This is a genomic window from Bacillus sp. EB106-02-03-XG38 (assembly GCF_058792175.1).
Window position 1 is genome coordinate 370342 of the sequence record NZ_JBYTED010000004.1, and the last position, 25451, is coordinate 395792.

Below are 25451 nucleotides of genomic sequence, written 5' to 3' on the forward strand. Positions count from 1 at the left end.
AGAAAATGAAGTGTTTTCTATAATCATGCGCCCATAGCTCAGTCGGATAGAGCGGTGGTTTCCGGTACCACGTCTGCCGGGGGTTCGAATCCCTCTGGGCGCGTTATATACCGCGAAAGCCTTACTATATCTACATTCCTTTGCGAAACCTTTTGGATAAACGTCATATATTTAGCGTTACTATGACACGTTCTAGTCTAAAACGGAAAGGTTTATGATATTAAGTAAGTGTCACTCAATAACGTTAATAACACGTAGAAAAAATAGTAGTAAGATTAGGGAAACCCCTTGTATGTGATTAGAAATAATCGTGTACAGGGGGTTTTTTCGTTATGAAAAGAGTTAAAAGACGTGCGATTGGAAAGCGTCGTGACATCGATACAGATATCGTTCTTTTTAAGCCTTCTATTACGGTTAATAGGGCGTTAGAACGTGTTATGGATATTTATGTGTCAGAAGGATATAGAGAACGTACTATAAGCGATTATAGAATGTTTTGGTCGGAGTTCATTAATGTTATTAATCGCCAACTCATTACCGATGTTACGAAAGACGATATAAGGAAATACGTGAATCATTTATTAAAAGTAAGAAAGTTATCACCTGTAACGGTTAATATTCGTTTGTCTGCTATTAGGGCGATTTTTAATCGTTTAGAAAAAGAAATGGTTATCGAGAATAATCCTGTTATGGGTATTAGGAAAGTAAAAGTCGATGAACAAAAAATTTATACTTTGACCGACAATCAAATAAAACGTCTATTTGCAATGGTTGATAAGACCTCTTATGCGGGATATAGGGATTATGTAGCTATGTTAGTAATGCTTAAATGTGGTTTGCGTATTAACGAAATTAACGCCTTAGAAATTGATGACGTTGACTTTGATAATGGAGTTATTTTATTACCGGGTAGAAAAAACAAGAACCGAAAGAGTCGAGTAATTCCGATGTCTAAAAAAGTTCAAAATGAATTAGCCCAACTAGTAACAGAAACAGGAGAGTATTTTGAAGGGCTAGGAACATCTGTATTCGTTAACTCGTTTGGTGACCCTTTGAATCCTGACCATATACGAAAAAGAATGAACTGTTACGGGAAGGAAGCAAGTTTAACAAAAGAATGTAGATGTTCACCACATAGTTTACGCCACACTTTTGCGGTTAACTTTTTAAAAAATGGTGGAGATATACGAACGTTAAGTCTTATTTTGGGTCATAGTGATTTATCGACCACACAAGTATATCTAAGTTATTCGGATACCCACGTAGTTGAACAGTATATGAAGGCTAGTGATAACGATGATTTAGAGGTTTAGAACAAAGGAAAAAGTCACCCACGGCAATGGATGACTCGAAATTGAAAATTACATTTTAAAACTAAATAACGGATATTCTCCGTACATTCAGCACTTGTATTATACCATTTTTGAAAAATGGATAGCAAGGGGCTTAGTTTCTTATCGCCTTTTTTAGATGATTAGAAACGTTGGTGTGCGGTGATTCCGAACGTGGAATTGCCTGATACCACGTTAAAAACTGATTGGATAGCCCACGTTCGTGCAGAGAGTACAAGTCATACTCTTACAAAGAGGGCAACCCGTAATGGATTCCTATTCATACGTTGCGGGAAGGCGAGAACTTGCCTAGGCGTTTAGTCTAAAAGGTTCGGTTGGTTATCGTTAACGCTACGGCGTTAGGGAGTGCATTCAGCTTGTCGTGTAGGGACGATATTACAAGGACAAGTCATTGTTAAAGGGTGCATACGATGAAAATCGTTAAGTGAATAGGGTCTACACACGGAATACTGACAAAGCAAAGCATGGCATTAACCGTAGACACTTATCCTATCTATTTTGTTAGATTACTTTTTTGTAGTCTCTCAAAGTAGGGGATAAGTCTGCCTATCAGCCGTTTTCCTAACTTCGCTTCAGCATGATAAAAACCGTAAGACCTTCAGGTCAAGGACTTTTAAAGGATTTAAATGATATATAGAGTAAGAACTATATAGGGGAAAATGAAAAAAGGACGTCTAGTCTTGAAGACTAAACGCCAAAATGAATAGATAAAAAAATAAGTACATAGAGGGAAGAGTGAAGTCCCTCATCTTTTTGTTATAATATCATAGAATCAGGTTATAAAGAATAAAGAATACAAAACGATAGTGATCGCGACTAGGTTTGTTAATCGTTGGGGGAGGAAAGCCCGTAGGGACAACAAACGATAGTGCGGTAGAAGATGATTAGTAATGTAATGATACGTAAATCAAAAGATAATTGCGTCAGAATGCGTTTCTCGGTGTTATAAAAAAAGGAAGTTAATAAGATATTGGTAAGCTTAGTATATTGAGGAATATATGAAGGGAAGAAAGGCTTAATACTAAGGGATTTTGGCTTAAAATGGTTTAAGTTGCTTTATGTTATTGTACAAATTTTTTTGTAAATTTCGAGTCGATATCTTGAAAAAAGGGAAGTATTGAACGTATAATGTATGTACAATACATTATGTATTGTGTTGTAAAACTTGTTGACTATTTTTTTACTTATAGTTAACATAGTGGGTTGCACAAGTTATTTAATATACGATAACGCATATTGTATAAAAAAAAGCACCCCAAGTGTCCTACCACTTGAAATGCTTTTAGTAAAAACTTGGTGAAATTAAAGATTAAAAGAACAGATTTAAAACGCCGAAGACGATATCAACGGCTAGTCCTAAAATTGCACAGACTAATAGCTTGTGGTCGTAGTTTTTCATCTTATCACCACCTTTTATGAAACTTAACGTATCCTACTACGTTAAGTTTTTTTCATGTGTCTATTTCATCTAATATTCCTTATTAATTTGAAATACCGAAATATTCAATTTTCGTTCTAAATTATTAGGACATTAGATTGATAGATTTTGTTGCATTTACGCTTAGATTTATTTCCTGTATTTCCTATATATTGTATTACGTTTCAAAATAAGACACAAGATATATGTATAAATTCTTTCTTTTTTTAAATTTTACTTTTCGACAAGACAGTCGCTTTTTTTCAATACAATGACTATGAAACAACATTTTAAAACTCATGTCAATACAATGCTTTTCAAAAAAGTTGTCAACGAATTTAACCTTATTTTTAAAAAAGTTACCAATATATTTTGTCATAAAACGGCAAATGCTGGAGGAAGTTATTTCTCTAGCATCACGCAAAAAAGAACAGCAGTTGTATATTATATATGTACCAGATAACTCAAACTTTGAGACATTTTAATGAAATATATTTGAAGAATGTTAAATGGGGTTCATTTCCTTATGAGTCACTGTCCTTTGTGATTGTAATTGATAACGTGATTTATACCGCATAGAATCAGTGTTCCGGAAAGTGATGCGTCACAAGCGAATGTTTCCTATGATATGGGATTATTAAAATATAACTAATTTACAAAATTTAGGTCACAAGAGATTTCGACCTTAATCCCAAAGATTGTGATTGTTAATAAAGTCAGTAGTATCAACATTAAGTATTATATTTTAATATTCCACTTTTTCTATATTACTTGTAAAAGTATCACATAGTTTGTGGTATAAGTAGAAAAGAAAAGAAACGAAAAATAAAACGTTATTAAAAAACTTAATGCTTTAGCATTTAAGCTTTAGCTTATAATCTTTTCTTTAATGGCTAAGTGTGTCTATCTTACGATAAACCGTTATTAAAGATAAAAGATACAATTCGACCTAAAGGTCTCATTGGGGCTATCGCCCTTGTTTGTTTAAAAGAAGAAGATTAATTATCTCTTTCTAACAAACTACAAGATAAATGATAAGAGTTGCCTTTCCTCTTTGTTGCTGTAAATTTCATATTTCCTCCTTGCCTCGCGATCGAATCGCGGGGTTCTTTTTTGTATCTGTTACTTTCACAAATAATATAAAAAGTTTCTTTTTCTCCTTGTTAAAAGACCTCATAGCCTGTCTTAAGAGTAAGGAAGTCTTACACTACTTCTCAACCAATCATTTCCGATAGAGTTATTACTATTGGTAACAAATCCTTCCTAAAAAGGGCAGACGTAATGTAGGAGTTACGTCTGTCCTTTTTCCTATTAATGAAAATCAATTTACATATAAAAACGGGGGTTACGTTATGGAACAAAAAGAACTGAAAATACCAGTTACGTTGAATCATAAAACAATCGGTATTTTACGAAAAATCAAAGGTGTTACGGCTTCTCAACTGGCGGATAGGATGTTCATATGTCATTCGTCTTTAAAGAAAGTAGAAAGTGGATGTACACCAATTACGGACTTAACGAATGTGCGTTTATGGAAAGGTTTAGCGGGGCTTGGTTATTCCATTGAAGAGATTTATGTAATAAACGCATTCGTAGACCACAAAGGGGGCGTTGTTAATTGAAGCAACGTAGATTAACACCACAACAATTAGAACTCTTAACGCAGGTATTTGAACGCCAAAGGGCGGGCGAGAGTGTTACGGCTATTGCTAAAGACATGAACCTAGACCGCCGAACCATTTACTATTGGCGTCAACGTCCCGAATGGGTCGAAATGGAGAAGGAATTACGAAGACGTCTTATTGAAGATGCAAATGAAGCGGTTATGGAGACACTTGCTAAAAATGCAATGGTGGGGAAGTCACCAAAATGGGTTGAATTGTATCTCAAAGCGACTGGACAACTCAAAGAAGTTTCAGAGGTTCAAGCAAAACAACAAATCAATATCGTGCAGGACGGCGTAACAGATGATTTACTAGCCGACATTGATGCACTTTTAAAGGGGTAGTAATAATTATGACAACAACTAATAAACCAGTATTAGCACAAGCGGAAAGCGTCGTACAAAAGACGGCAGCGGAACGCAATAAGTTACATATTCGTCTTATGCAGTTAAATGATGAAATAGCTTATTTACAAAGCGAAATTGCGTCGGGGAATGAAAGTCTTCAAGAGACATTAAATGAACGGGTAGCGGAGAAAGTTACCGTTGATACGGAATTAAAACAACGTAATGATGCGTTTCTATCAGAATTAAAATCAATGAGGGACGACCTGTTACGTGAAAGACTTGCGGTTCTGAAATCTGGCAAAGACCGACAAGAGGGTCTTGCAAGTGAGATTAAGCGTACGAAAGTAGAGTACCTAAAGAAGGTAATGGCATTAAAGGAACTAGCGGACGATACGTTTGCAGACGTGAGTTCTTACGATGAAATCATGACATACGTTGGTCAGAATCCAGTGGATATAACGACAATGATCGCTTATCCGTATCCATTAGTTAACGGAGATAATCGTTATTCTCCATATGTTACACCACAAGAAATTGGTGCGGCGTATGACGGAACCTTACCTTATCCAACTAGAAGTTACGAACAAAACTACATGCGAAAAGCATACTAACCAGGAGGAATTAAAAATATGAATAACAGACTTTCAGCAATTGAATTATTAGCCGTAGGATATAACAACGGACTTACTGAAGCAGAAAAAACAATGGAGGTACAACAACTAGAAGTACGCAAGCAACAACAGGCAGAAGAAAAACAACAGGGGTTTGGGAATCCGTTTCTTAAATTAAGTCAGGCGTATGGTGAAAGCACTTCTAGACGTGAAGAAAGACAGCAACAGGCGTTACATGAAGAGAGAATGAAGCGTCTAGCCGAATTAGAAGCGAAAGCACAGGCGGCAAACGAAGAACACGCACGCAAGCGGAAACTTGAAGCAGATATGCAACGCTTGGCACATCTTGAACAGGCTGAAAAAGCTGGTTTAATGTAGCCGTATGGAAGAAATTCATAACAAATCTAAACAATAGATACTAGTAGCAGAGAGAATGACATTTACATGTCGTTCTCTCCCTTTTTTTTATAGAAATGGTTCGAATTCTCGACAATAATCCATCCTATAGTTATTAATGTTATAGAAAATAATCTAAGACCCAATCTATACATATAATCTAAATCTTTAAGATAAAAGAAAGATAATATTCCTATAACAGCACCAATTATCCCAATAATCAAACCTTTATATTTTTGTAAAAACATATAGTTACCCCTTTCGTATAAATTTAATATTCCGTATATTTAATGATACATAATTTGGAAGTGGATTAAAAGAAATAATTTCCATAAAACGTACTAAGCACGTAACAGATTTCAATTTGATGTTTGTGCGAAGAAGCCGAGGAATCCGCACCATTACTAGATTTGTAGGCAATCGCGAATGGCAGGAATGAAGGGAATTGTGAAAGGAATCGGGAATTATTGCAAGTCATATTTGCATGCAATTGAATGCCGTATTCAAAATAACTACCTATAACATTGGTTATGTAAACTAAAAGATAGTGAAATGCCCTTTTATCAAGGGATTGTTATTTTGTTGTTAGTTTTTCGTTATGCAATATTTTATACATTGTTGTTAAATCAACGTTTTCAAAGAAGGGATTCCTTAGTTTCTTCGCTACACAATGAATAAACTGAAAATTCTTTCATTGGTTATTTTCGTTCATTTAATCAATATCAATATGCAAGTTTCTTATTATTAAAATTAAAGGGGCGGTGCATTAACAGGGGGTATGTAAAATGAACGGGTAGTATATTTCAAATGGGGTGATTTATTTAACACGCCGTACATCGTTTGTAACTCGGCATTCCAAGCGGCATGGCATTTGTTATGTGCAAGGACACAGCAGGAGGGAAGCAGGACGACTACACCTATGTATCATTACTTATCTATCACTATCGAATAACATGTAAGCAACGCTATGACGCATTGGTTATCGTATCTCATTATGGATAGCGAAGCCCAGTATCCCCGCAACACAATGATTACTAATGAATGCTATTACTATTACATATGTTTCGTACGTCCTGTGTATGGAACAGCAATGAGAGTTGTCTACTTATCATTCATTGATATTGATTTAATAATGTTTTATTTGGATTGAATTTTCATTCGAACCTTTCAATATCTTCTTTATTCGAATTGATTCATTTGATTATTAACATTCAAAATTTCATTATTTACTTCTCTTTATCTACAAACCTTCATGAAGAAGCCATTTCACAAACAAAATATACGTGTAATGAATCGAAGAATGGCGAAGACCCCCGCAACGGGTGACGCCCCCTCTTAGTTTGCCGTGTAGGGCATATCAACAATACATAATATATTTTTCATCCGAAGGCGGGAAGCCCGTTTGATTATCAGTAAAATTTAAAAATAAATGTCACGAAATCGACCGCCACGGACAAATAGAAAGTGTAAGGACAAAAAAACACTTTCGGAGGAATTTTATTATGACTACAATTATTAAAAACGAAGAAGCATTCATTATTGACGCTAATGTTCGAGAATCACACATGAACCGTGTGGACGTATTGGAAAAAGTGAAAGGTTTATTACTATTACCCAATTTAGAAATGGCGACAACACAACAAGTTGCCGATTTTTACGAAGTCCCTAAACAAGCGATACTCAGTCTTGTACATGACAACAGAAAAGAAGTTGAGGGCGACGGCTATAAGACATTAAAAGGTAAAGAGTTAGTTAATTCCTTAGAGGAATATACTACAATTTTGAAAAGAAAAGGACATTGCTTACTAGAAAGCGGCGATACGATCGCTTACGGAAATAACGGAGTTTTCCCACGCCGTGCAATCTTACGTGTTGGAATGTTGCTTCGCGATTCAGCTATTGCGAAAGAAGTTCGCACCCAACTTTTAAACATCGAAGAGAAAACGACGCAGGAAGTTAAAGTCGCGGACATTAACGAAGAACAAACGTTACAAATGGCGGTAGGGCAAGCGTTTATGTCTGGTGATATCAACGCGTTAGCACAAGCCGCAACCGGCTTAATGGCGTTCAAGAATCGACATATCGCTGAAATCGAAACGAAGTTAGAGGAACAAAAAACGGTTATCAAGGTGTTAGCTAAAGAGGAAGTGGCTTTTAAAACTCCAGACAAGGTACTTCAAAATTTAACAGCTAGATATGGTAAAGCAAATGGAGGGAATTATCAGATGGCGTGGAAGGACCTCCGAAATCATCTACGGTACAAAGTGACGCCAGGAATAAACTTAAAATCAAGAAAAACACGGGCTATTAGAAGTGGAAAAAAAGGTGTCACATATCCCAAAGTTATTAAGGAACATGAATTCCCTACGGTTATCTCTGCAATGATAGCTTTATGTGAAAATAAAGGGATTGACGTTGAAGATATTTTACAAGAAGTCGCGAAATAATCGCGGCTTTTATTTAAAAAGGTTTCTTTTTGTGTGTCAAGAAATCGATTGATACAGACAAATAGAAAGTGTGTGGTGCGTATGGCACTTGTAGAAGATACGGATTGTTAGATTGGAACGGAATTAATCTATCAGATGAAAATAAGATAATGAAGAGAAAGCGTGTACTCGTTATTGTAAAAAGGAAAGAAAGCGTTTATAATCGAAATATATTTGCATACATAACGTTGTATGTTCATGTCTAAAAAGATTATTTCTACATTATATATAAGGAAATACCTTGTTTTTACTGATATTTCACGTGAAAATTAACGGGTGGTTTCCGGTACCACGTCTGCCGGGGGTTCGAATCCCTCTGGGCGCGTCAAAAAGTCCTAACTTACGTTTTGTAGGTTAGGACTTTTTTTATTACCCTCTTGTTATATCTGGTTATAAGATTTACTATTAGTATGTGGTAATAATTTAGTTACGTTAATATTTTCTTTCAATATTATTCAAATTTCAGTTGTAAGTTGTAAATCTCATTAATACATATAAATTAATAATATTTTGGAATGGGTGTCTGTGATAGGATTCTCCTTTTACCAAACTTATTGTACAATAGAAACGAGGGGGAGATTAGTTTGAAGGCAAGTCTTTTACAAGAACAAAGCTTACGTTTGGCAATGACACAAGAGTTAAGGCAAGCGATTACAATGCTCCAGTATAATGTACAAGAATTATCGGAGTTTTTGTATGAGCAATCGTTAGAGAATCCCCTTATTGAGTTAGGTGGTTTTGAGAGGGAGAAGAAAAAGAGCTCTAACACAAGTAAAAGTACCAGCAAACAAGTCGAGAATCAGATGGAAATCTACAGTGTGGATTCCACAACGATTCAGCAACATTTATTAAATCAAATACAGTATTATAAAATAGATGAAGAAGAGCGAAAAGTAGCTTCTTTCATTATTATGAACATGGATGGAAATGGGTATTTACAAGAAACGAACGAAGAGTTAGCAGATCTCCTTTCCGCACCGATTGATGTAGTCGACCGCTCTGTAGAGCTTGTCCAATCACTTGAGCCAGCAGGGGTAGGAGCGCGTAATATTCAGGAATGTCTAACTTTACAATTGAAGCGCTTACAAAGACGGAATGGATTAGCGGAAGAGGTTGTGGAAGATCACTTCGCTTATTTCGTGAAGAAAGATTGGCGAAAGCTCGTTCAAGTGTTGAAGTGTAGTAATGAAGAATTGCAATTAGCGGTGAACTGTATTACGTCATTACAGCCGAAACCAGGTCTTGCGTTTTCTTCAGATAAACCACTTTATATTGTGCCTGATATGGCAGTGAAAAAAGATGGTGATCGTCTCGTTTTACAAATGAATGAGAGAAATATGCCGAGAATTGAAATTCACTCTGAGTATAGTGCGCTTCTTAATAATAGTGAAAGTGAAGTAGCATCTTATGTATCAGAAAAGTATCAGCATGTGCAGTGGATTATGCGTAGTTTGAAACAAAGAAAACAAACGCTTCTGCAAGTGATGACCATTATTATGGAAAAACAACGTGATTTCTTCTGGAAAGGTCCGGAGTATTTAAAGCCACTTGCTTTAAAAGAAGTAGCAGAAGAATTAAGTGTACATGAATCTACAATTAGCCGTGCAACGCGAAATAAATATGTCCAAACACCACACGGTTTATTTGAGATGAAATCGTTCTTTAGTAATGCTGTTTCGACTACGGAAGATGAAGCAGTTTCTACAAAGCGTGTAAAACAATTTATCCAAACGCTTGTTGAGGCGGAGAATAAGAAAAAGCCACTATCAGATCAAAAGATTTCAAAATTATTAGAAGAAGAGCATGAAATCGTTATTTCTCGAAGAACAGTGGCGAAGTATAGAGAACAAATGCACATTCCAGCGTCGTCATTACGAAAAACGATCGGATAGGTGAAGAAAATGAAAGTTGTACTGTACACAAAAAAAGATTGTGGCCTTTGCGTGAAGGCGAAACAAGTTTTACAGGAAGTACAATTTGAATATTCTTTTCAAATCGAGGAAATAGATATATATGAAGATAATGACCTTTTAGAAAAATATCACCTCATGATTCCGGTTGTAGAAATAGGCGGGAAACAAGTAGAATATGGTAACATTCACAAAGGTGTCATAATAAACTATATAAAGAATGCAGTTAAGAGTTGAATAAGTTTCTATCTCCTGTTACAATAATACACGTAGCAGGGATTATTTTTTTAACCTATGTGGGACACAAAATGTCACTACGGGACGTAAAGTGACCACGAGGAAAAATGAACCAATGTAGTGAGGAGAAAAGATATGCGCTCATGGATTCAGAACACAAAAAAATTATTACCTGATCTGCTACCTGTTATGCAAACGAGAATGCAGATTCTTCAATACATTAGGCTTATGCAGCCGATTGGAAGAAGAAACTTATCAGCAAGTCTCGGTATGACAGAACGAGTATTGCGAAGTGAAGTTCAAGTTTTGAAAGAACAAAACTTAGTTCACGTCGCTTCTTCTGGAATGACTTTGACAGAAGAAGGAACAGCTTTAGTTCTTGCTTTGGAAGACTTTATGAAAGAAATTTCCGGGTTAAAGGTTTTAGAAAAGCAACTTAAGGAAACATTAGACTTGGATGAAGTTTTCGTTGTCCCTGGTGATAGTGATGAATCACCTTGGGTCAAACTGGAGATGGGCCGTGCTTGTGTGACTTGTATAAAAGACCGTCTGACAGCGAATAATATCGTTGCTGTGGCTGGAGGAACTACACTAGCTGCTGCTGCGGACATGATGCAGCTTGATTGCAAAGATTTACATATGCTATTTGTCCCAGCGCGTGGTGGAATTGGAGAGGGCGTCGAATTAGAAGCCAATACCATTTGTGCCAAGATGGCGCAAAATACGATGAGTAATTATCGCTTATTGTATGTTCCAGACCATGTTAGTAGCGAAGCATATGCGTCTATTGTGACAGAGCCTTCCGTGAAAGAAGTTCTTGAGTTGATTCGATCTTCCAATATCGTCATTCATGGAATAGGTGATGCGTTAACAATGGCACGTCGCAGAAATACTTCAGAAGCAGATTGGTTAAAGATTCAAGCAAGCGAAGCAGTTGGCGAAGCTTTCGGTTACTACTTTAATGAACAAGGAAATGTTGTTCATAAAGTAAGAACAGTTGGTATGCAACTTGAGGATTTAAAACATGTATCTCACGTTGTTGCAGTCGCTGGAGGTTCTTCAAAGGCAAAGGCAATACAGGCTGTAATTAAACAAGGGCACACTTCAATTTTAATTACAGATGAAGGTGCAGCAAAACAGTTAACAAAGGGTATTACCCTTTAATATAATCCCCCAAGGAGGAAATTCAAATGACTAAAATTGGTATTAATGGATTTGGACGTATCGGACGTAACGTATTCCGCGCAGCTCTTAACAACTCTGAGGTAGAAGTAGTAGCAATCAACGACTTAACAGATGCTAAAACATTAGCTCACCTTTTAAAATATGACACAGTTCACGGAACTTTAAATGCAGAAGTATCTGCTAACGAAAACAGCATCGTTGTTAACGGTAAAGAAATTAAAGTTATCGCTGAGCGTGACCCAGCTCAATTACCATGGAGCGACTACGGAGTAGAAGTAGTAGTAGAATCTACTGGCCGTTTCACTAAAAAATCAGACGCTGAAAAACACTTAGGTGGATCAGTTAAGAAAGTTATCATCTCAGCTCCAGCTTCTGACGAAGATATCACTGTAGTTATGGGTGTTAACCACGAACAATACGATGCAGCTAACCACAACGTAGTATCTAACGCTTCTTGTACTACAAACTGTCTAGCTCCATTCGCTAAAGTATTAAACGAAAAATTCGGCGTAAAACGCGGAATGATGACTACAATTCACTCTTACACTAACGACCAACAAATCTTAGACTTACCACACAAAGATTTACGTCGTGCTCGTGCAGCAGCTGAAAACATGATCCCAACATCTACTGGTGCAGCTAAAGCTGTAGCATTAGTATTACCAGAACTTAAAGGTAAATTAAACGGTGGCGCTGTACGTGTTCCAACTGCTAACGTTTCTCTAGTTGACTTAGTTGTTGAACTTGACAAAGAAGTAACAGTTGAAGAAGTAAATGCAGCATTCAAAGCAGCAGCTGAAGGCGAATTAAAAGGTATCCTTGGATACAGCGAAGAGCCATTAGTATCTATCGACTATAACGGATGTACAGCTTCTTCTACAATCGATGCATTATCTACAATGGTAATGGAAGGTAACATGGTTAAAGTACTTTCTTGGTACGATAACGAAACTGGTTACTCTAACCGTGTAGTAGACTTAGCAGCTTACATGACTTCTAAAGGTCTTTAATTCTTAATTATATAAGCTATCAATGACAAAACGAGGGAGAGGGTTTGTTCCCTCTCTCTCTTCTTTCGTTTTAAAAGCAAATGTGTTAAGCTTTTGAGTGGGTTTTGTCAATCCTAACTAGTAGTCGGAGGGAAATCCAATGAACAAAAAATCAATTCGTGACGTAGATTTAAAAGGTAAGCGTGTATTTTGCCGTGTTGACTTCAACGTACCTATGAAAGAAGGCAAAATTACAGATGAAACTCGTATCCGTGCAGCTCTTCCTACAATTCAATATTTAGTAGAGCAAGGTGCGAAAGTTATTTTAGCAAGTCACTTAGGCCGTCCAAAAGGTCAAGTAGTAGAAGAAATGCGTTTAACTCCAGTGGCAGCACGTTTAGGCGAGCTTCTTGGTAAAGACGTTAAAAAAGCAGACGAAGCATTCGGACCAGTTGCACAAGAAATGGTTGCAGCAATGAACGAAGGCGACGTATTAGTTCTTGAAAACGTACGTTTCTATGCGGGCGAAGAAAAGAACGATGCAGAACTTGCGAAAGAATTTGCAGCTCTTGCTGATATCTTCGTAAACGATGCATTCGGTGCAGCTCACCGTGCTCACGCTTCTACAGCAGGTATCGCAGACTACCTACCAGCAGTATCTGGATTATTAATGGAAAAAGAGTTAGATGTATTAGGTAAAGCACTTTCTAACCCAGAACGTCCATTCACAGCTATTATTGGTGGTGCGAAAGTAAAAGATAAAATCGGTGTAATTCGTCATCTATTAGACAAAGTAGATAACTTAATCATCGGTGGCGGACTTGCTTACACATTCGTTAAAGCTTTAGGTCATGAAATTGGTCTATCTCTATGTGAAGACGACAAGATCGAACTAGCTAAAGAATTTATGCAACTTGCAAAAGAAAAAGGCGTAAACTTCTACATGCCAGTTGATGTTGTAATCACAGAGGAATTCTCTGAAACTGCAACAACTCAAATCGTTGGTATCGACTCTATCCCTTCTAACTGGGAAGGCGTGGACATCGGTCCTAAAACACGTGAAATTTATGCAGATGTAATTAAAAATTCTAAGCTTGTTGTATGGAATGGACCAATGGGTGTATTCGAAATGACTCCATTCGCAGAAGGTACAAAAGCAGTAGGACAAGCATTAGCAGATGCAGAAGATACATACTCTGTTATCGGCGGTGGTGACTCTGCAGCAGCTGTTGAAAAATTCGGTATGGCTGATAAAATGAGCCACATTTCTACTGGCGGCGGTGCGTCATTAGAATTCATGGAAGGTAAAGAGCTTCCAGGTGTAGTTTGTCTTAACGACAAATAAGTAGCAGCCAAAGAAAAAGGACGGTGCAAAGCATGCGTAAACCAATTATCGCAGGTAACTGGAAAATGAATAAAACTCTATCTGAAGCAGTTAGCTTCGTAGAGGAAGTTAAAGGTCAAATCCCAGCAGCTTCAGCTGTTGATGCAGTAGTTTGCTCTCCAGCTCTATTCTTAGAGCGTTTAGTAGCAGCAACTGAAGGAACTGACTTACAAGTAGGTGCACAAAACATGCACTTCGAAAAAAATGGTGCATTCACTGGCGAAATTAGCCCAGTAGCACTTAGCGACTTAAAAGTAGGCTACGTAGTACTTGGCCACTCTGAGCGTCGTGAAATGTTTGCTGAAACAGATGAGTCAGTAAACAAAAAGACTATTGCAGCATTTGAACATGGTTTAACACCAATCGTATGTTGTGGTGAGACTTTAGAAGAGCGCGAAAGCGGAAAAACATTTGATCTAGTAGCAGGTCAAGTGACAAAAGCACTTGCAGGTTTAACAGAAGAGCAAGTTAAAGCAACTGTTATCGCTTATGAGCCAATCTGGGCTATCGGTACAGGTAAATCTTCTTCTTCTGCAGATGCAAACGAAGTATGTGCGCACATCCGTAAAGTTGTTGCAGAAGCTGTTTCTCCAGAAGCTGCAGAAGCTGTTCGTATTCAATACGGCGGTAGCGTAAAACCAGAAAACATTAAAGAGTATATGGCACAATCTGACATCGACGGCGCTTTAGTTGGCGGTGCTAGCTTAGAGCCTGCTTCGTTCTTAGGTCTTCTGGGGGCGGTAAAATGAGAAAGCCAACAGCTTTAATCATTCTTGATGGTTTCGGACTTCGTGAAGAAACTCATGGGAATGCTGTAGCACAAGCTAAGAAACCTAATTTTGATGGTTACTGGAACAAATTCCCTCACACAACGCTTACAGCTTGTGGCGAGGCAGTAGGTCTTCCAGAAGGTCAAATGGGTAACTCTGAGGTTGGTCACTTAAATATCGGTGCTGGCCGCGTAGTATATCAAAGCTTAACACGCGTAAACGTTGCAATTCGTGAAGGTGAGTTCGATCAGAACGAAACGTTCCAAAATGCAATTAAAAGCGTAAAAGAAAAAGGTACTGCACTTCATTTATTCGGTTTACTTTCTGACGGTGGTGTGCATAGTCACATGAACCACATGTTTGCTCTTCTTCGCTTAGCAGCTAAAGAAGGCGTTGAGAAAGTATACATTCATGCATTCTTAGATGGCCGCGATGTTGGACCAAAAACAGCACAAGGTTATATCGATGCAACAAATGAAGTAATTAAAGAAACAGGAGTAGGACAATTCGCGACTATCTCTGGTCGTTATTACTCCATGGACCGTGACAAGCGTTGGGATCGCGTAGAAAAATGTTACTGTGCTATGGTGAATGGTGAAGGCCCTACTTATAAATCAGCAGAAGAGTGTGTAGAAGACTCTTATGCAAATGGTATCTATGATGAATTCGTATTGCCGTCTGTAATTGTTAACGAAGATGACACGCCAGTTGCAACAATCAATGATGATGATGCAGTTATCTTCTATAACTTCCGTCCAGACCGTGCAATTCAAATTGCTCGTGTATTTACAAACGAAGACTTCCGTGAGTTCGATCGTGGTGAAAAAGTACCTCACATTCCTGAATTCGTTTGTATGACACATTTCAGTGAAACTGTAGATGGTTACGTGGCATTTAAGCCAATGAATCTTGATAACACATTAGGTGAAGTTGTTGCGCAAGCGGGATTAAAGCAACTTCGCATCGCGGAAACTGAAAAGTATCCGCACGTTACTTTCTTCTTTAGCGGTGGTCGTGAGGCTGAATTCCCAGGAGAAGAGCGTATCTTAATTAACTCACCGAAGGTTGCAACATATGACTTGAAACCTGAAATGAGCATTTACGAAGTAACGGACGCTTTAGTAAATGAAATCGAAAATGATAAACATGATGTTATCATTCTTAACTTTGCGAACTGTGATATGGTTGGCCATTCTGGGATGATGGAACCAACAATTAAAGCAGTAGAAGCAACTGACGAATGTTTAGGAAAAGTTGTAGAAGCGATTCTTGCAAAAGATGGTGTAGCACTTATTACTGCTGACCATGGTAATGCTGATCAGGAGTTAACTGCTGATGGCGAGCCAATGACAGCTCATACAACTAACCCGGTTCCTTTCATCGTTACAAAAAATGACGTAGAGCTTCGTGAAGGTGGTATTTTAGGAGATATCGCCCCAACAATGCTTACACTTTTAAATGTGGAACAACCGAAAGAAATGACAGGTAAAACAATTATTAAATAATTTGCTTATATAAAAAGGAGAGAATTTATTATGTCAACAATTATTGATGTTTATGCTCGCGAAGTCCTTGACTCTCGTGGTAACCCAACTGTAGAAGTAGAAGTTTACACAGAAAGCGGCGCTTTCGGACGCGCTATCGTACCAAGTGGTGCATCTACTGGTGAGCACGAAGCAGTAGAATTACGTGACGGTGACAAATCTCGTTACCTTGGTAAAGGTGTTATGAACGCAGTAAACAACGTTAACGAAGCAATCGCTCCAGAAATCGTTGGTTTCGACGTAACTGACCAAGCTGGTATCGACCGTGCTATGATCGAATTAGATGGCACTCCAAACAAAGGTAAACTAGGCGCTAACGCTATCCTTGGTGTATCTATGGCAGTAGCTCACGCAGCAGCTGACTTCGTAGGTCTTCCATTATACCGTTACCTTGGTGGATTCAATGCAAAACAATTACCAACTCCAATGATGAACATCATCAACGGTGGTTCTCACGCTGATAACAACGTAGACTTCCAAGAGTTCATGATCTTACCAGTTGGTGCTCCAACATTCAAAGAATCAATCCGTATGGGTGCTGAAGTATTCCATGCACTTAAAGCTGTATTACATGACAAAGGTCTTAACACTGCAGTAGGTGACGAAGGTGGATTCGCTCCAAACCTTGGTTCTAACCGTGAAGCATTAGAAGTAATCATCGAAGCTATCGAAAAAGCTGGTTACAAAGCTGGCGAGAACGTATTCTTAGGAATGGACGTTGCTTCTTCTGAGTTCTACAACAAAGAAACTGGTAAATATGACCTTGCAGGTGAAGGCCGTACTGGCTTAACTTCTGCAGAAATGGTTGATTTCTACGAAGAGCTTTGCAAAGACTTCCCAATCATCTCTATCGAAGATGGTTTAGACGAAAACGACTGGGATGGTCACAAATTATTAACTGAGCGTATCGGTGATAAAGTACAATTAGTTGGTGACGACTTATTCGTAACTAACACTCAAAAACTTGCTGAAGGTATCGAAAAAGGTATCTCTAACTCAATCTTAATTAAAGTTAACCAAATCGGTACTTTAACTGAGACTTTCGAAGCTATCGAAATGGCTAAACGTGCTGGTTACACAGCAGTTGTATCTCACCGTTCTGGTGAAACTGAAGATGCTACAATCGCTGACATCGCAGTTGCAACTAACGCTGGCCAAATCAAAACTGGTTCTATGAGCCGTACTGACCGTATTGCTAAGTACAACCAATTATTACGCATCGAAGACGAGCTAGGCGAAGTTGCTGTTTACGATGGTATCAAATCTTTCTACAACATCAAACGATAATTGTAGAAAATAACGACAGACCGTGAGAAATCACGGTCTGTTTTTTTTATCCCGCTTTAATGGGCAGTAAGACCCCCACCTCAAAATTCAGCGAAAGCAAAGAATTTAGGTGGGGGTCGGGCTACCCATTAAGGTCCGATTGGTGAGGGCTGATAATCAGTGGAGGATGAAGAAAACCCCCATTAATTAAAGTTTCACTTTATGTTAAAACTCTTCACCCGTCATAAGTGACATGAAATGTTTAAAGAAACGGTTATAATCAAAATCAATTGCGATTTGATGACTCGGCCAATCGACAAATGGCTTAGATTCTCTTAAAGAACGAAATTCCCCAATGCTTGCTCCTTGTGCATAGGATTCTGTCATGACAACGATAGGTGATTTGTGATACGTAAACATAGAGTTATCAAGTAAGGCGAGTATTGGCATTGTGTCATGAAAAGGGCTTCCTTTTAAATCTGGTAGGGCATCTTTATAATATCCGTAGTAATAATGATCGAATAACGGTTTAACAAGTGGGGCTTTTCCTTTCGCTTCAATGTATTCAGCCATTTCTGGTGTAATGATGGAATACTGGGTGACGTTTAATGGATAGATGTACATGTTAGCTGTGGATTGAAGGACTATATTAGCGGCAGTAGGATCGCCATAAAAGTTTGCTTCGGAAATAGGTGTAACATTACCAGGGTGTAAAAAGGCACCTCCCATTACGTAGTAAGATTTAATTTGCTTCATTAGCTGTTTACATAAGATGAATAAAATTGCTAGGGAGGTAAGTCTTCCTAAACTTACGATGATTAATTCATCTTTATACTCTTCAATAAGAGGGATAACTTCAAAGAAATTCTCCATTTCTCCGTTAGTTACATTCTCCTTTGGAATAATTGGCCCGAGCCCTTGTTTCCCGTGTACATCCGTAAAGAAAGCAGGAGGGGCACCAGTAAGCGGTTGTCCTGAACCACCAAATACCTTAATATTTCTATTTTTTGTTTCGTGCTTAAGAAAATGAGCATTTTGTACGGCCATTTCTTTTGAAACATTGCCGTAATCAGCAACAATGCCGATGATTTCTATTTCATCGATAAAGAATGCTAAGAGGAGAGCCATCGCATCATCAATTCCAGGATCACAAAAAATAAGAACTTTTTTGGGCATATGTTCACCACCTATCTTATTTATCCCGCTTTAATGGGCAGTAAGACCCCCCACTGATTAAAGTTTCACTTTATATATATGTAAGCGTAAGGATAAAAAGATTATTTTATTGAAATAACAACCTATAAATTCAGAAAATAAAAACTTTTTATATTAGGTCAAGGTTTTTGACTTAATTTCCACGCAGAAACCCAGTCATATCAAGGTTGTAAGCGTCTAACATAGGCTGTTTTTGCTGTCAAGTTGATAAATTGCAGCTTTTTACAATTTATACTATGATAAAGATATTAACAGAAGATCGTATAAACATGAGGGATGATGAACATGAAATTTACAAAGATTCTTGTCCAAATTGCTGCTCTTTACGTTTTTTATATGGTTGGAACTTGGGTACAAGAAATGTTAAATATTCCGATTCCAGGAAGTTTGATTGGGATGTTCCTCTTACTTGTTTTACTTAGTCTAAAAGTTCTTCCAGTGAAATGGTTCGATTTGGGAGCAGAAACACTTGTTGCTATTATGCCGTTTTTATTAATTCCGCCAACGCTTGGCCTAATGAATTACGGTGCTTTTTTTATGAGTAAAGGAATTTCTCTTTTCATTACAATTGTAGCGAGTACATTTTTAATTATTATTGTCGCAGGACATACAGGACAATATCTTGCGAATAGAAAGGAAAGAGAGTCGAGATGAGCCAAATATTAATCGGAATTGGTTGGGTTCTTTTTACGGTGCTATTATACCAATTATCTAAAAAAATCTATAAACTATTTCCAACACCATTCACCATTCCAATGCTTGTAGCAACAGGATTAATGGCTTTCTTATTTATCATGCTTGATATACCATATCAACATTATATGGAAAGTGGTGGCGGCTGGATTGCAAAACTGCTTGGACCCGGTGTTGTAGCGTTTGCAATTCCTCTTTATAAACAACGTCACGTTCTGCAAAAATATGTTGTACCGATTGCTGGTGGCGTATTAGTAGGTACAACAGTTGCCATTGCGAGTGATTTTGCTATTGCATCACTTATGGGGACGGATAAAAGCTTAATTTTATCTTCTTTACCAAAATCGGTAACAATGCCAGTGGCGATGAGTGTTTCAGAACAAGTTGGTGGTGTACCGTCATTAACTGCAGCTTTCGTTGTTATTGCGGGTATTACTGGAACGATTACGGGCCCGCTTTTATTAAAATGGAGCCGCGTTACAAACTCAGTTGGTAAAGGTATCGGATTTGGATGTGCGTCTCATATTATGGGCGTCATGAGAGCGATGAAAAATAATGAACATGAAGGTGTTATTGGATCGGTAACAATGACATTAACAGCCATTTTGACATGTTTGCTAGGACCATTATTTGCAATGATGTTTATGTAATAGAAGAAAAGCGAGAGCCACTCTATAGCTCTCGCTTTTCTATAGAATTTATGCTACAGTTACAATAACTGAATCTTTGTAGGAGGTACGCCAAGTGCATACGTTATTATCCGTTTTACTTATTATTGTATCGATTTTAATGATTGTTATGGTACTTATGCAGTCTAGTAATAGCTCAGGCCTTTCAGGTGCAATTTCAGGCGGTGCAGAGCAATTATTTGGTAAGCAAAAAGCACGTGGAATTGAAGCGGTATTAAACCGTATTACAATTGTTTTAGCTGTATTGTTCTTTGCATTAACAATTGCTGTTACGTACTTAAACTTATAGAATTGAAAGAAGAAGCGTTAGTAGATTATTCTAATGGTTCTTCTTTTTTGTTATTTGAAAAAAGTTTCTAATTAGATTATGGAAATATAAATATGGTACACTAGATATAGAAAGAATACGACTAGATTACAGAAGAGAAAGAGGAGAAATACATGATGAAATTAGCATCTCCGAAACCATTTACATTTGAAGGTGGAGACCGCGCTGTTTTATTACTACATGGATTCACAGGAAACTCAGCTGATGTACGTATGTTAGGGCGTTTCTTAGAAAAGAAAGGCTACACTTGTCATGCTCCAATTTATAAAGGGCACGGTGTACCACCAGAAGAGCTTGTTCATACAGGTCCTGAAGACTGGTGGCAAGATGTAACAGAGGCATATCAGCTGTTAAAAGATAAAGGCTTTGAGAAAATTGCTGTTGTTGGATTGTCACTTGGCGGTGTATTTTCTTTAAAATTAGGATATACAGTACCGGTTTTAGGTGTAGTACCAATGTGTGCACCAATGTATATTAAGAGTGAAGAAACAATGTACCAAGGTATATTGGCATACGCCCGCGAATATAAAAAGCGTGAGCAAAAATCACCAGAGCAAATTGAGCAAGAAATGTTGGAATTCCAAAAGACACCGATGAATACATTAAAAGCATTACAACAATTAATTGCTGACGTACGTAACAATGTGGACATGATTTATGCCCCAACTTTTGTAGTACAAGCGCGTCATGATGAAATGATCAATACAGATAGTGCTAACATTATTTATAACGGTGTAGAATCAACGTTAAAAGACATTAAATGGTATGAAGACTCTACGCATGTCATTACACTTGATAAACAGCGTGACGAGCTACATGAGGATGTATATAACTTCTTGGAGCAACTAGATTGGTAAGATCTAGTTGCCTCTTTTTTTCATAAGGAATTTTTTGTGAAAACTGTAAAAATCATAAGGGGAGTATTGAAGTTTCGCTTTATACATCCCCTATCTTTCGGATACACTAAATAATATAAGGTTTTAAAGGAGGTATTTTTGCTTGGAAGAAATCACACAAGAACATATTGATAAGTTGTTATTATTTATGAGAGAAGAAGCGTATAAACCGCTAACGATACAAGAGTTAGAAGAGGCATTTGGAATTGAAGGTTCTGAGGGCTTTAAAGATTTTGTAAAGGCACTTGTAATGATGGAAGAGAAGGGACTTGTTATTCGTACGCGTAGCAATCGTTACGGTCTTCCAGAAAAGATGAATTTAGTACGTGGTAAATTAATTGGACATGCACGTGGCTTTGCATTCGTTGTACCAGACGAGAAGAAAACAGGAGACGATGATCTTTTCATCCCGCCTACAGAATTAAACGGTGCACTTCATGGTGATACAGTATTAGCGCGCCTTAGTTCCCAATCGAGCGGTTCGCGTCAAGAAGGTTCAATTGTACGCATTTTAGAGCGCGGCACGAAAGAACTAGTTGGTACATATACAGAATCGAAAAACTTTGGATTTGTTATACCGGACAACAAGCGCTGGACGAGTGACATTTTCGTATTGAAAAGTGCATCAATGGGCGCTGTAGAAGGTCATAAAGTAGTTGTGAAAATTACGAGCTATCCAGAGAATCGTTTAAGTGCAGAAGGTGAAGTTATTCAAATTCTAGGTCATAAAAATGACCCAGGAGTAGACATTTTATCTGTCATTCATAAACATCACTTGCCTTTAGCGTTCCCTGAAGAAGTGATGGAGCATGCAAACAGTGTACCAGAAACGATTTCGGAAGAAGATTTAAAAGATCGTCGTGACCTGCGTGACCAAATGATCGTAACGATTGACGGTGCAGACGCGAAAGATTTAGATGACGCTGTTACAGTAACGAAGCTTGAGAATGGTAACTATAAGCTTGGTGTTCATATTGCGGATGTAAGTCATTACGTTCAAGAAGGTTCTCCAATTGATGTTGAAGCAGCAGAGAGAGCGACGAGTATATATCTTGTTGACCGTGTAATTCCGATGATTCCGCACCGTCTATCTAACGGTATTTGTTCATTAAATCCGAAAGTAGATCGTCTGACATTATCTTGTGAAATGGAAATTAACAACTTAGGTGACGTTGTAAAGCACGAGATTTTCCAAAGTGTAATTAAAACGACAGAACGTATGACGTATGCTGACGTAAGAAGCATTTTAGAAGATGAGGACGAAGAATTAATTAAGCGCTATGAGCCGCTTGTACCAATGTTTAAAGAGATGGGGCAATTAGCACAAATTTTACGTGAAAAACGTATGCGCCGCGGTGCAATCGACTTTGACTTTAAAGAAGCGAAAGTATTAGTAGATGAAGAAGGAAAACCGACAGATGTTGTTATGCGTGATCGTTCTGTATCAGAAAAACTAATTGAAGAATTTATGCTTGTTGCGAACGAAACAGTAGCAGAGCATTTCCACTGGATGAACGTACCATTCATGTACCGTGTCCATGAAGATCCAAAAGAAGATAAGCTAGAGCGTTTCTTCGAATTTGTAACGAACTTCGGATATGCGGTAAAAGGACGTGCAAATGAAGTACATCCTCGTGCGCTTCAACAAATTCTTGAAATGGTACAAGGACAGCCTGAAGAAGTAGTTATTTCAACAGTTATGCTTCGTTCCATGAAGCAAGCGCGTTACGATGCGGATAGCTTAGGACATTTCGGTTTATCAACTGAGTTCTACACGCATTTCACATCACCAATTCGTCGTTACCCAGATACGATTGTTCATAGATTAATTCGTGAATACATCATTAATGGTAAAGTCGACAGTGAAACACAAGCAAAATGGCGTGAAAAATTACCTGAGATTGCAGATCATTCTTCTAATATGGAACGCCGTGCTGTTGAAGCAGAACGTGAAACAGACGAAATGAAAAAAGCAGAGTATATGGTTGATAAGATCGGTGAAGAGTATGACGGTATGATTAGCTCTGTAACAAACTTCGGTTTATTCGTAGAGCTTCCAAATACAATTGAAGGTCTTGTACACGTTAGCTACTTAACGGATGATTACTACCGTTATGACGAGCAGCATTTCGCAATGATCGGTGAACGTACAGGTAACGTATTCCGCATCGGTGACGAAATTACGATTCGCGTTATTAACGTAAACAAAGACGAGCGTGCAATCGACTTTGAAATCGTTGGCATGAAAGGTACGCCTCGTCGTAAGTTCAAAGATCGTCCAGTCGTGATCGAACAGCCAAGAACAGGCAGAAAGAAACGCGGTGGACGTAGCGAGCGCAGTAATGAGCGCGGCGGCGAACGTGGCACAGGTAGAAAATTTGACCGTGGTGGCAAAGGTAAAGGAAGAGGATCCGCGTCAGCGTCAGCATCCGCTAGCCAACCAGGGAAAAAAGATGGTAACGGCAAGAAGAAAAAAGCATTCTTCGAAAACGTACCAGGATTCAAGAAGAAAAAGAAAAAGCGTAAGTAAGAAAAGAAAGGCTTCGCTTTGATGAAAAGCGAGGCTTTTTCTTTTTTTTTGGTGGCTTGAGAGCGAGCCACTTTCGCTTTTGGTTGTAATCCAGCTACAGTGGCTAGAATCTATTGGCCATTTCACTCCCTCGGACGAAGCAAAAAGCGCTTCTCTGTCGGGTGTTCCAATGTCCAAAGATTCTGAGCGAACCACTTTCGCTTTTGGTTTACATTTGTTACAATAGTAAAAATAGAGGAGGGACGTTATATGCCAAAGGGTACAGGTAAGGTTATTGCACAAAATAAAAAAGCTTTTCATGATTATTTCATCGAAGAAACATACGAAGCAGGGCTTGTCCTTCAAGGAACGGAAATTAAGTCGATTCGCGCTGGACGTGTGAACTTGAAAGATGCATTTGCTCGTGTACATAATGGTGAAGTATGGGTTCATAATATGCATATTAGTACGTACGAACAAGGGAATCGTTTCAATCATGATCCGCTTCGCACGAGAAAGTTACTTCTTCATAAAAAAGAAATTGAGAAGTTAACAGGTGCTTCAAAAGAAACAGGCTATGCGTTAGTTCCAGTTAGAATCTATTTGAAAAATGGATTCGCGAAAATGGCACTGGGTTTAGCAAAAGGTAAGAAACAATATGATAAGCGTCACGATTTAAAAGAGAAAGAAGCTAAACGTGAAATTGCACGCGCATTCCGTGATCGTCAAAAGATGTAATACAGATATTTACATTTGTAAAACGGCGCGCGTATGATATAATAACTTATGTAAGATTGTTGCACATTGAAAAACAGCTCTTAGTAGCTATCACGAAATTTCTTCGTATGCTCCATTTTTATCATGGGGACGTTACGGATTCGACAGGGATAGTTCGAGCTTAGGTTGCGAGTCGAGGGGATCGGCCTCGTTAAAACGTCAAAGCCTATAATTGGCAAACAAAACAATCTTTCTTTAGCTGCTTAATTGCACTAAAGGTTCCTCCCTCCATCGTCCATGTGGTAGGGTAAGGGACTCAAACTAAGTGGACTACGCCGGAGTTCGCCGTCTGAGGACAAAGGAAGAGAACAACCAGACTAGCAACTTGGAAGCCTGTCGATAGGCTGAAGAGTTCGCGAAATGCTAATATATCGACTACACTCGTAGAAGCTTAAGTGCCGATATTTTTGGACGTGGGTTCGACTCCCACCGTCTCCACCAATACATAACTGTTTGGTGGTTTTTTATTTTGTATGATATGAACCATAACTTTGCCAGATTGGCGAGGGTATGGTTCTTTTTGTTTTGTAGTTTTATAAAATGCTCAAGATGAGAACGGTACCCTTGAAGCAGAACCTGAAAGAATAGTTATTGCTGATAAGCCGCTAGATACTATAGCTGCCCTTAATGATTAAATAATATATATTTAAATCTTCATATCCTTTGTGTTTCTATTTATATCTATTGTAAGATTATATAGAGTTCTCCTAATAAGCTGTTATAATGGCTCCTTTAGGAATTTAGTGTTTATAAATCTCGATTTATTTTTTTGAGATAGTTTTTATC

22 protein-coding genes, 1 tRNA gene and 1 other RNA gene are annotated in these 25451 nt (G+C 38.1%); 22 read left to right on the plus strand and 2 right to left on the minus strand.

Annotated features, from left to right (window positions below; translation table 11 throughout):
• The first annotated feature begins 27 nt into the window (after positions 1-27).
• From AC3WTI_RS20540 to AC3WTI_RS20565, 6 genes are all read left to right on the plus strand, one after another.
• Positions 28-103: transfer RNA gene (locus AC3WTI_RS20540), tRNA-Arg, on the plus strand.
• A 229-nt stretch (positions 104-332) separates the two neighbouring features.
• Positions 333-1313, plus strand: a complete 981-nt coding sequence (locus AC3WTI_RS20545) for a tyrosine-type recombinase/integrase (RefSeq protein ID WP_097840932.1) — start codon at positions 333-335, stop codon at positions 1311-1313.
• Between the two features lie 2808 nt (positions 1314-4121).
• Positions 4122-4391 (plus strand): helix-turn-helix domain-containing protein, encoded by a 270-nt coding sequence (locus AC3WTI_RS20550; protein ID WP_097840934.1) that lies wholly within the window; start codon positions 4122-4124, stop codon positions 4389-4391.
• Positions 4388-4777 (plus strand): phBC6A51 family helix-turn-helix protein, encoded by a 390-nt coding sequence (locus AC3WTI_RS20555; protein ID WP_097840935.1) that lies wholly within the window; start codon positions 4388-4390, stop codon positions 4775-4777. The genes AC3WTI_RS20550 and AC3WTI_RS20555 overlap by 4 nt, the downstream gene beginning before the upstream one ends.
• Positions 4778-4785: 8 nt before the next feature.
• Complete coding sequence (locus AC3WTI_RS20560) at positions 4786-5391, plus strand: hypothetical protein (protein ID WP_097840936.1); 606 nt, start codon at positions 4786-4788, stop codon at positions 5389-5391.
• Between the two features lie 18 nt (positions 5392-5409).
• Positions 5410-5769 (plus strand): hypothetical protein, encoded by a 360-nt coding sequence (locus AC3WTI_RS20565; protein ID WP_097840937.1) that lies wholly within the window; start codon positions 5410-5412, stop codon positions 5767-5769.
• A gap of 62 nt (positions 5770-5831) precedes the next feature.
• On the opposite strand, the gene AC3WTI_RS20570 is transcribed toward AC3WTI_RS20565, so the two are convergent.
• Positions 5832-6035: a hypothetical protein gene (locus AC3WTI_RS20570; RefSeq protein WP_064460075.1), complete on the minus strand. Its 204-nt coding sequence runs from the start codon at positions 6033-6035 to the stop codon at positions 5832-5834.
• Between the two features lie 1317 nt (positions 6036-7352).
• On the opposite strand from AC3WTI_RS20570, the gene AC3WTI_RS20575 reads away from it, so the two are divergent.
• The 9 genes from AC3WTI_RS20575 to eno all read left to right on the plus strand — a co-directional run bounded on the left by AC3WTI_RS20575 (position 7353) and on the right by eno (position 17579).
• Positions 7353-8234: a hypothetical protein gene (locus AC3WTI_RS20575; RefSeq protein ID WP_255258664.1), complete on the plus strand. Its 882-nt coding sequence runs from the start codon at positions 7353-7355 to the stop codon at positions 8232-8234.
• A 623-nt stretch (positions 8235-8857) separates the two neighbouring features.
• Positions 8858-10165 (plus strand): RNA polymerase factor sigma-54, encoded by a 1308-nt coding sequence (gene rpoN, locus AC3WTI_RS20580; protein ID WP_087959317.1) that lies wholly within the window; start codon positions 8858-8860, stop codon positions 10163-10165.
• 9 nt (positions 10166-10174) lie between these two features.
• Positions 10175-10420 (plus strand): glutaredoxin family protein, encoded by a 246-nt coding sequence (locus tag AC3WTI_RS20585; RefSeq protein WP_144488536.1) that lies wholly within the window; start codon positions 10175-10177, stop codon positions 10418-10420.
• A 135-nt stretch (positions 10421-10555) separates the two neighbouring features.
• Positions 10556-11584: a gapA transcriptional regulator CggR gene (gene cggR, locus AC3WTI_RS20590; RefSeq protein WP_087959319.1), complete on the plus strand. Its 1029-nt coding sequence runs from the start codon at positions 10556-10558 to the stop codon at positions 11582-11584.
• 26 nt (positions 11585-11610) lie between these two features.
• Positions 11611-12615, plus strand: a complete 1005-nt coding sequence (gap, locus tag AC3WTI_RS20595; RefSeq protein WP_000161236.1) for a type I glyceraldehyde-3-phosphate dehydrogenase — start codon at positions 11611-11613, stop codon at positions 12613-12615.
• 139 nt (positions 12616-12754) lie between these two features.
• Positions 12755-13939 (plus strand): phosphoglycerate kinase, encoded by a 1185-nt coding sequence (locus tag AC3WTI_RS20600; protein WP_087959320.1) that lies wholly within the window; start codon positions 12755-12757, stop codon positions 13937-13939.
• A gap of 32 nt (positions 13940-13971) precedes the next feature.
• Entirely contained in the window at positions 13972-14727 is a 756-nt protein-coding gene (gene tpiA / locus AC3WTI_RS20605; RefSeq protein ID WP_001231038.1) for a triose-phosphate isomerase, read from the plus strand.
• A complete protein-coding gene (gene gpmI / locus AC3WTI_RS20610; protein ID WP_098904021.1) occupies positions 14724-16253 on the plus strand; it encodes a 2,3-bisphosphoglycerate-independent phosphoglycerate mutase in 1530 nt (509 codons plus the stop codon). Before tpiA ends, gpmI begins: the two co-directional genes overlap by 4 nt.
• 30 nt (positions 16254-16283) lie before the next feature.
• Positions 16284-17579 carry a phosphopyruvate hydratase gene (eno, locus tag AC3WTI_RS20615; protein ID WP_062921916.1) on the plus strand — a complete coding sequence of 432 codons (1296 nt, stop codon included), beginning with the start codon at positions 16284-16286 and terminating at the stop codon, positions 17577-17579.
• 204 nt (positions 17580-17783) lie between these two features.
• Here eno and AC3WTI_RS20620 read toward each other — a convergent pair whose 3' ends face one another.
• Positions 17784-18734, minus strand: coding sequence for a nucleoside hydrolase (locus AC3WTI_RS20620; RefSeq protein ID WP_097840939.1), 951 nt, complete (start codon positions 18732-18734; stop codon positions 17784-17786).
• A gap of 324 nt (positions 18735-19058) precedes the next feature.
• Between AC3WTI_RS20620 and AC3WTI_RS20625 the strand changes: the two genes are divergently transcribed.
• The 7 genes from AC3WTI_RS20625 to ssrA all read left to right on the plus strand — a co-directional run bounded on the left by AC3WTI_RS20625 (position 19059) and on the right by ssrA (position 25106).
• Complete coding sequence (locus AC3WTI_RS20625; RefSeq protein WP_000673220.1) at positions 19059-19427, plus strand: CidA/LrgA family holin-like protein; 369 nt, start codon at positions 19059-19061, stop codon at positions 19425-19427.
• Complete coding sequence (locus tag AC3WTI_RS20630; RefSeq protein WP_000078299.1) at positions 19424-20116, plus strand: LrgB family protein; 693 nt, start codon at positions 19424-19426, stop codon at positions 20114-20116. The genes AC3WTI_RS20625 and AC3WTI_RS20630 overlap by 4 nt, the downstream gene beginning before the upstream one ends.
• A gap of 94 nt (positions 20117-20210) precedes the next feature.
• Entirely contained in the window at positions 20211-20444 is a 234-nt protein-coding gene (gene secG, locus AC3WTI_RS20635; protein WP_087959322.1) for a preprotein translocase subunit SecG, read from the plus strand.
• Positions 20445-20599: 155 nt separating this feature from the next.
• Positions 20600-21340 (plus strand): carboxylesterase, encoded by a 741-nt coding sequence (gene estA / locus AC3WTI_RS20640; RefSeq protein ID WP_000761976.1) that lies wholly within the window; start codon positions 20600-20602, stop codon positions 21338-21340.
• A 142-nt stretch (positions 21341-21482) separates the two neighbouring features.
• The gene (gene rnr / locus AC3WTI_RS20645; protein WP_087959323.1) at positions 21483-23909 is read left to right on the plus strand and encodes a ribonuclease R; all 2427 of its coding nucleotides are present in this window, start codon (positions 21483-21485) and stop codon (positions 23907-23909) included.
• A 249-nt stretch (positions 23910-24158) separates the two neighbouring features.
• On the plus strand, positions 24159-24626 hold the full coding sequence (gene smpB / locus AC3WTI_RS20650) for an SsrA-binding protein (protein WP_048528182.1): 468 nt from the start codon (positions 24159-24161) through the stop codon (positions 24624-24626).
• Positions 24627-24751: 125 nt separating this feature from the next.
• Positions 24752-25106, plus strand: a transfer-messenger RNA (tmRNA) gene (gene ssrA / locus AC3WTI_RS20655).
• The last annotated feature ends 345 nt before the right edge of the window (positions 25107-25451 follow it).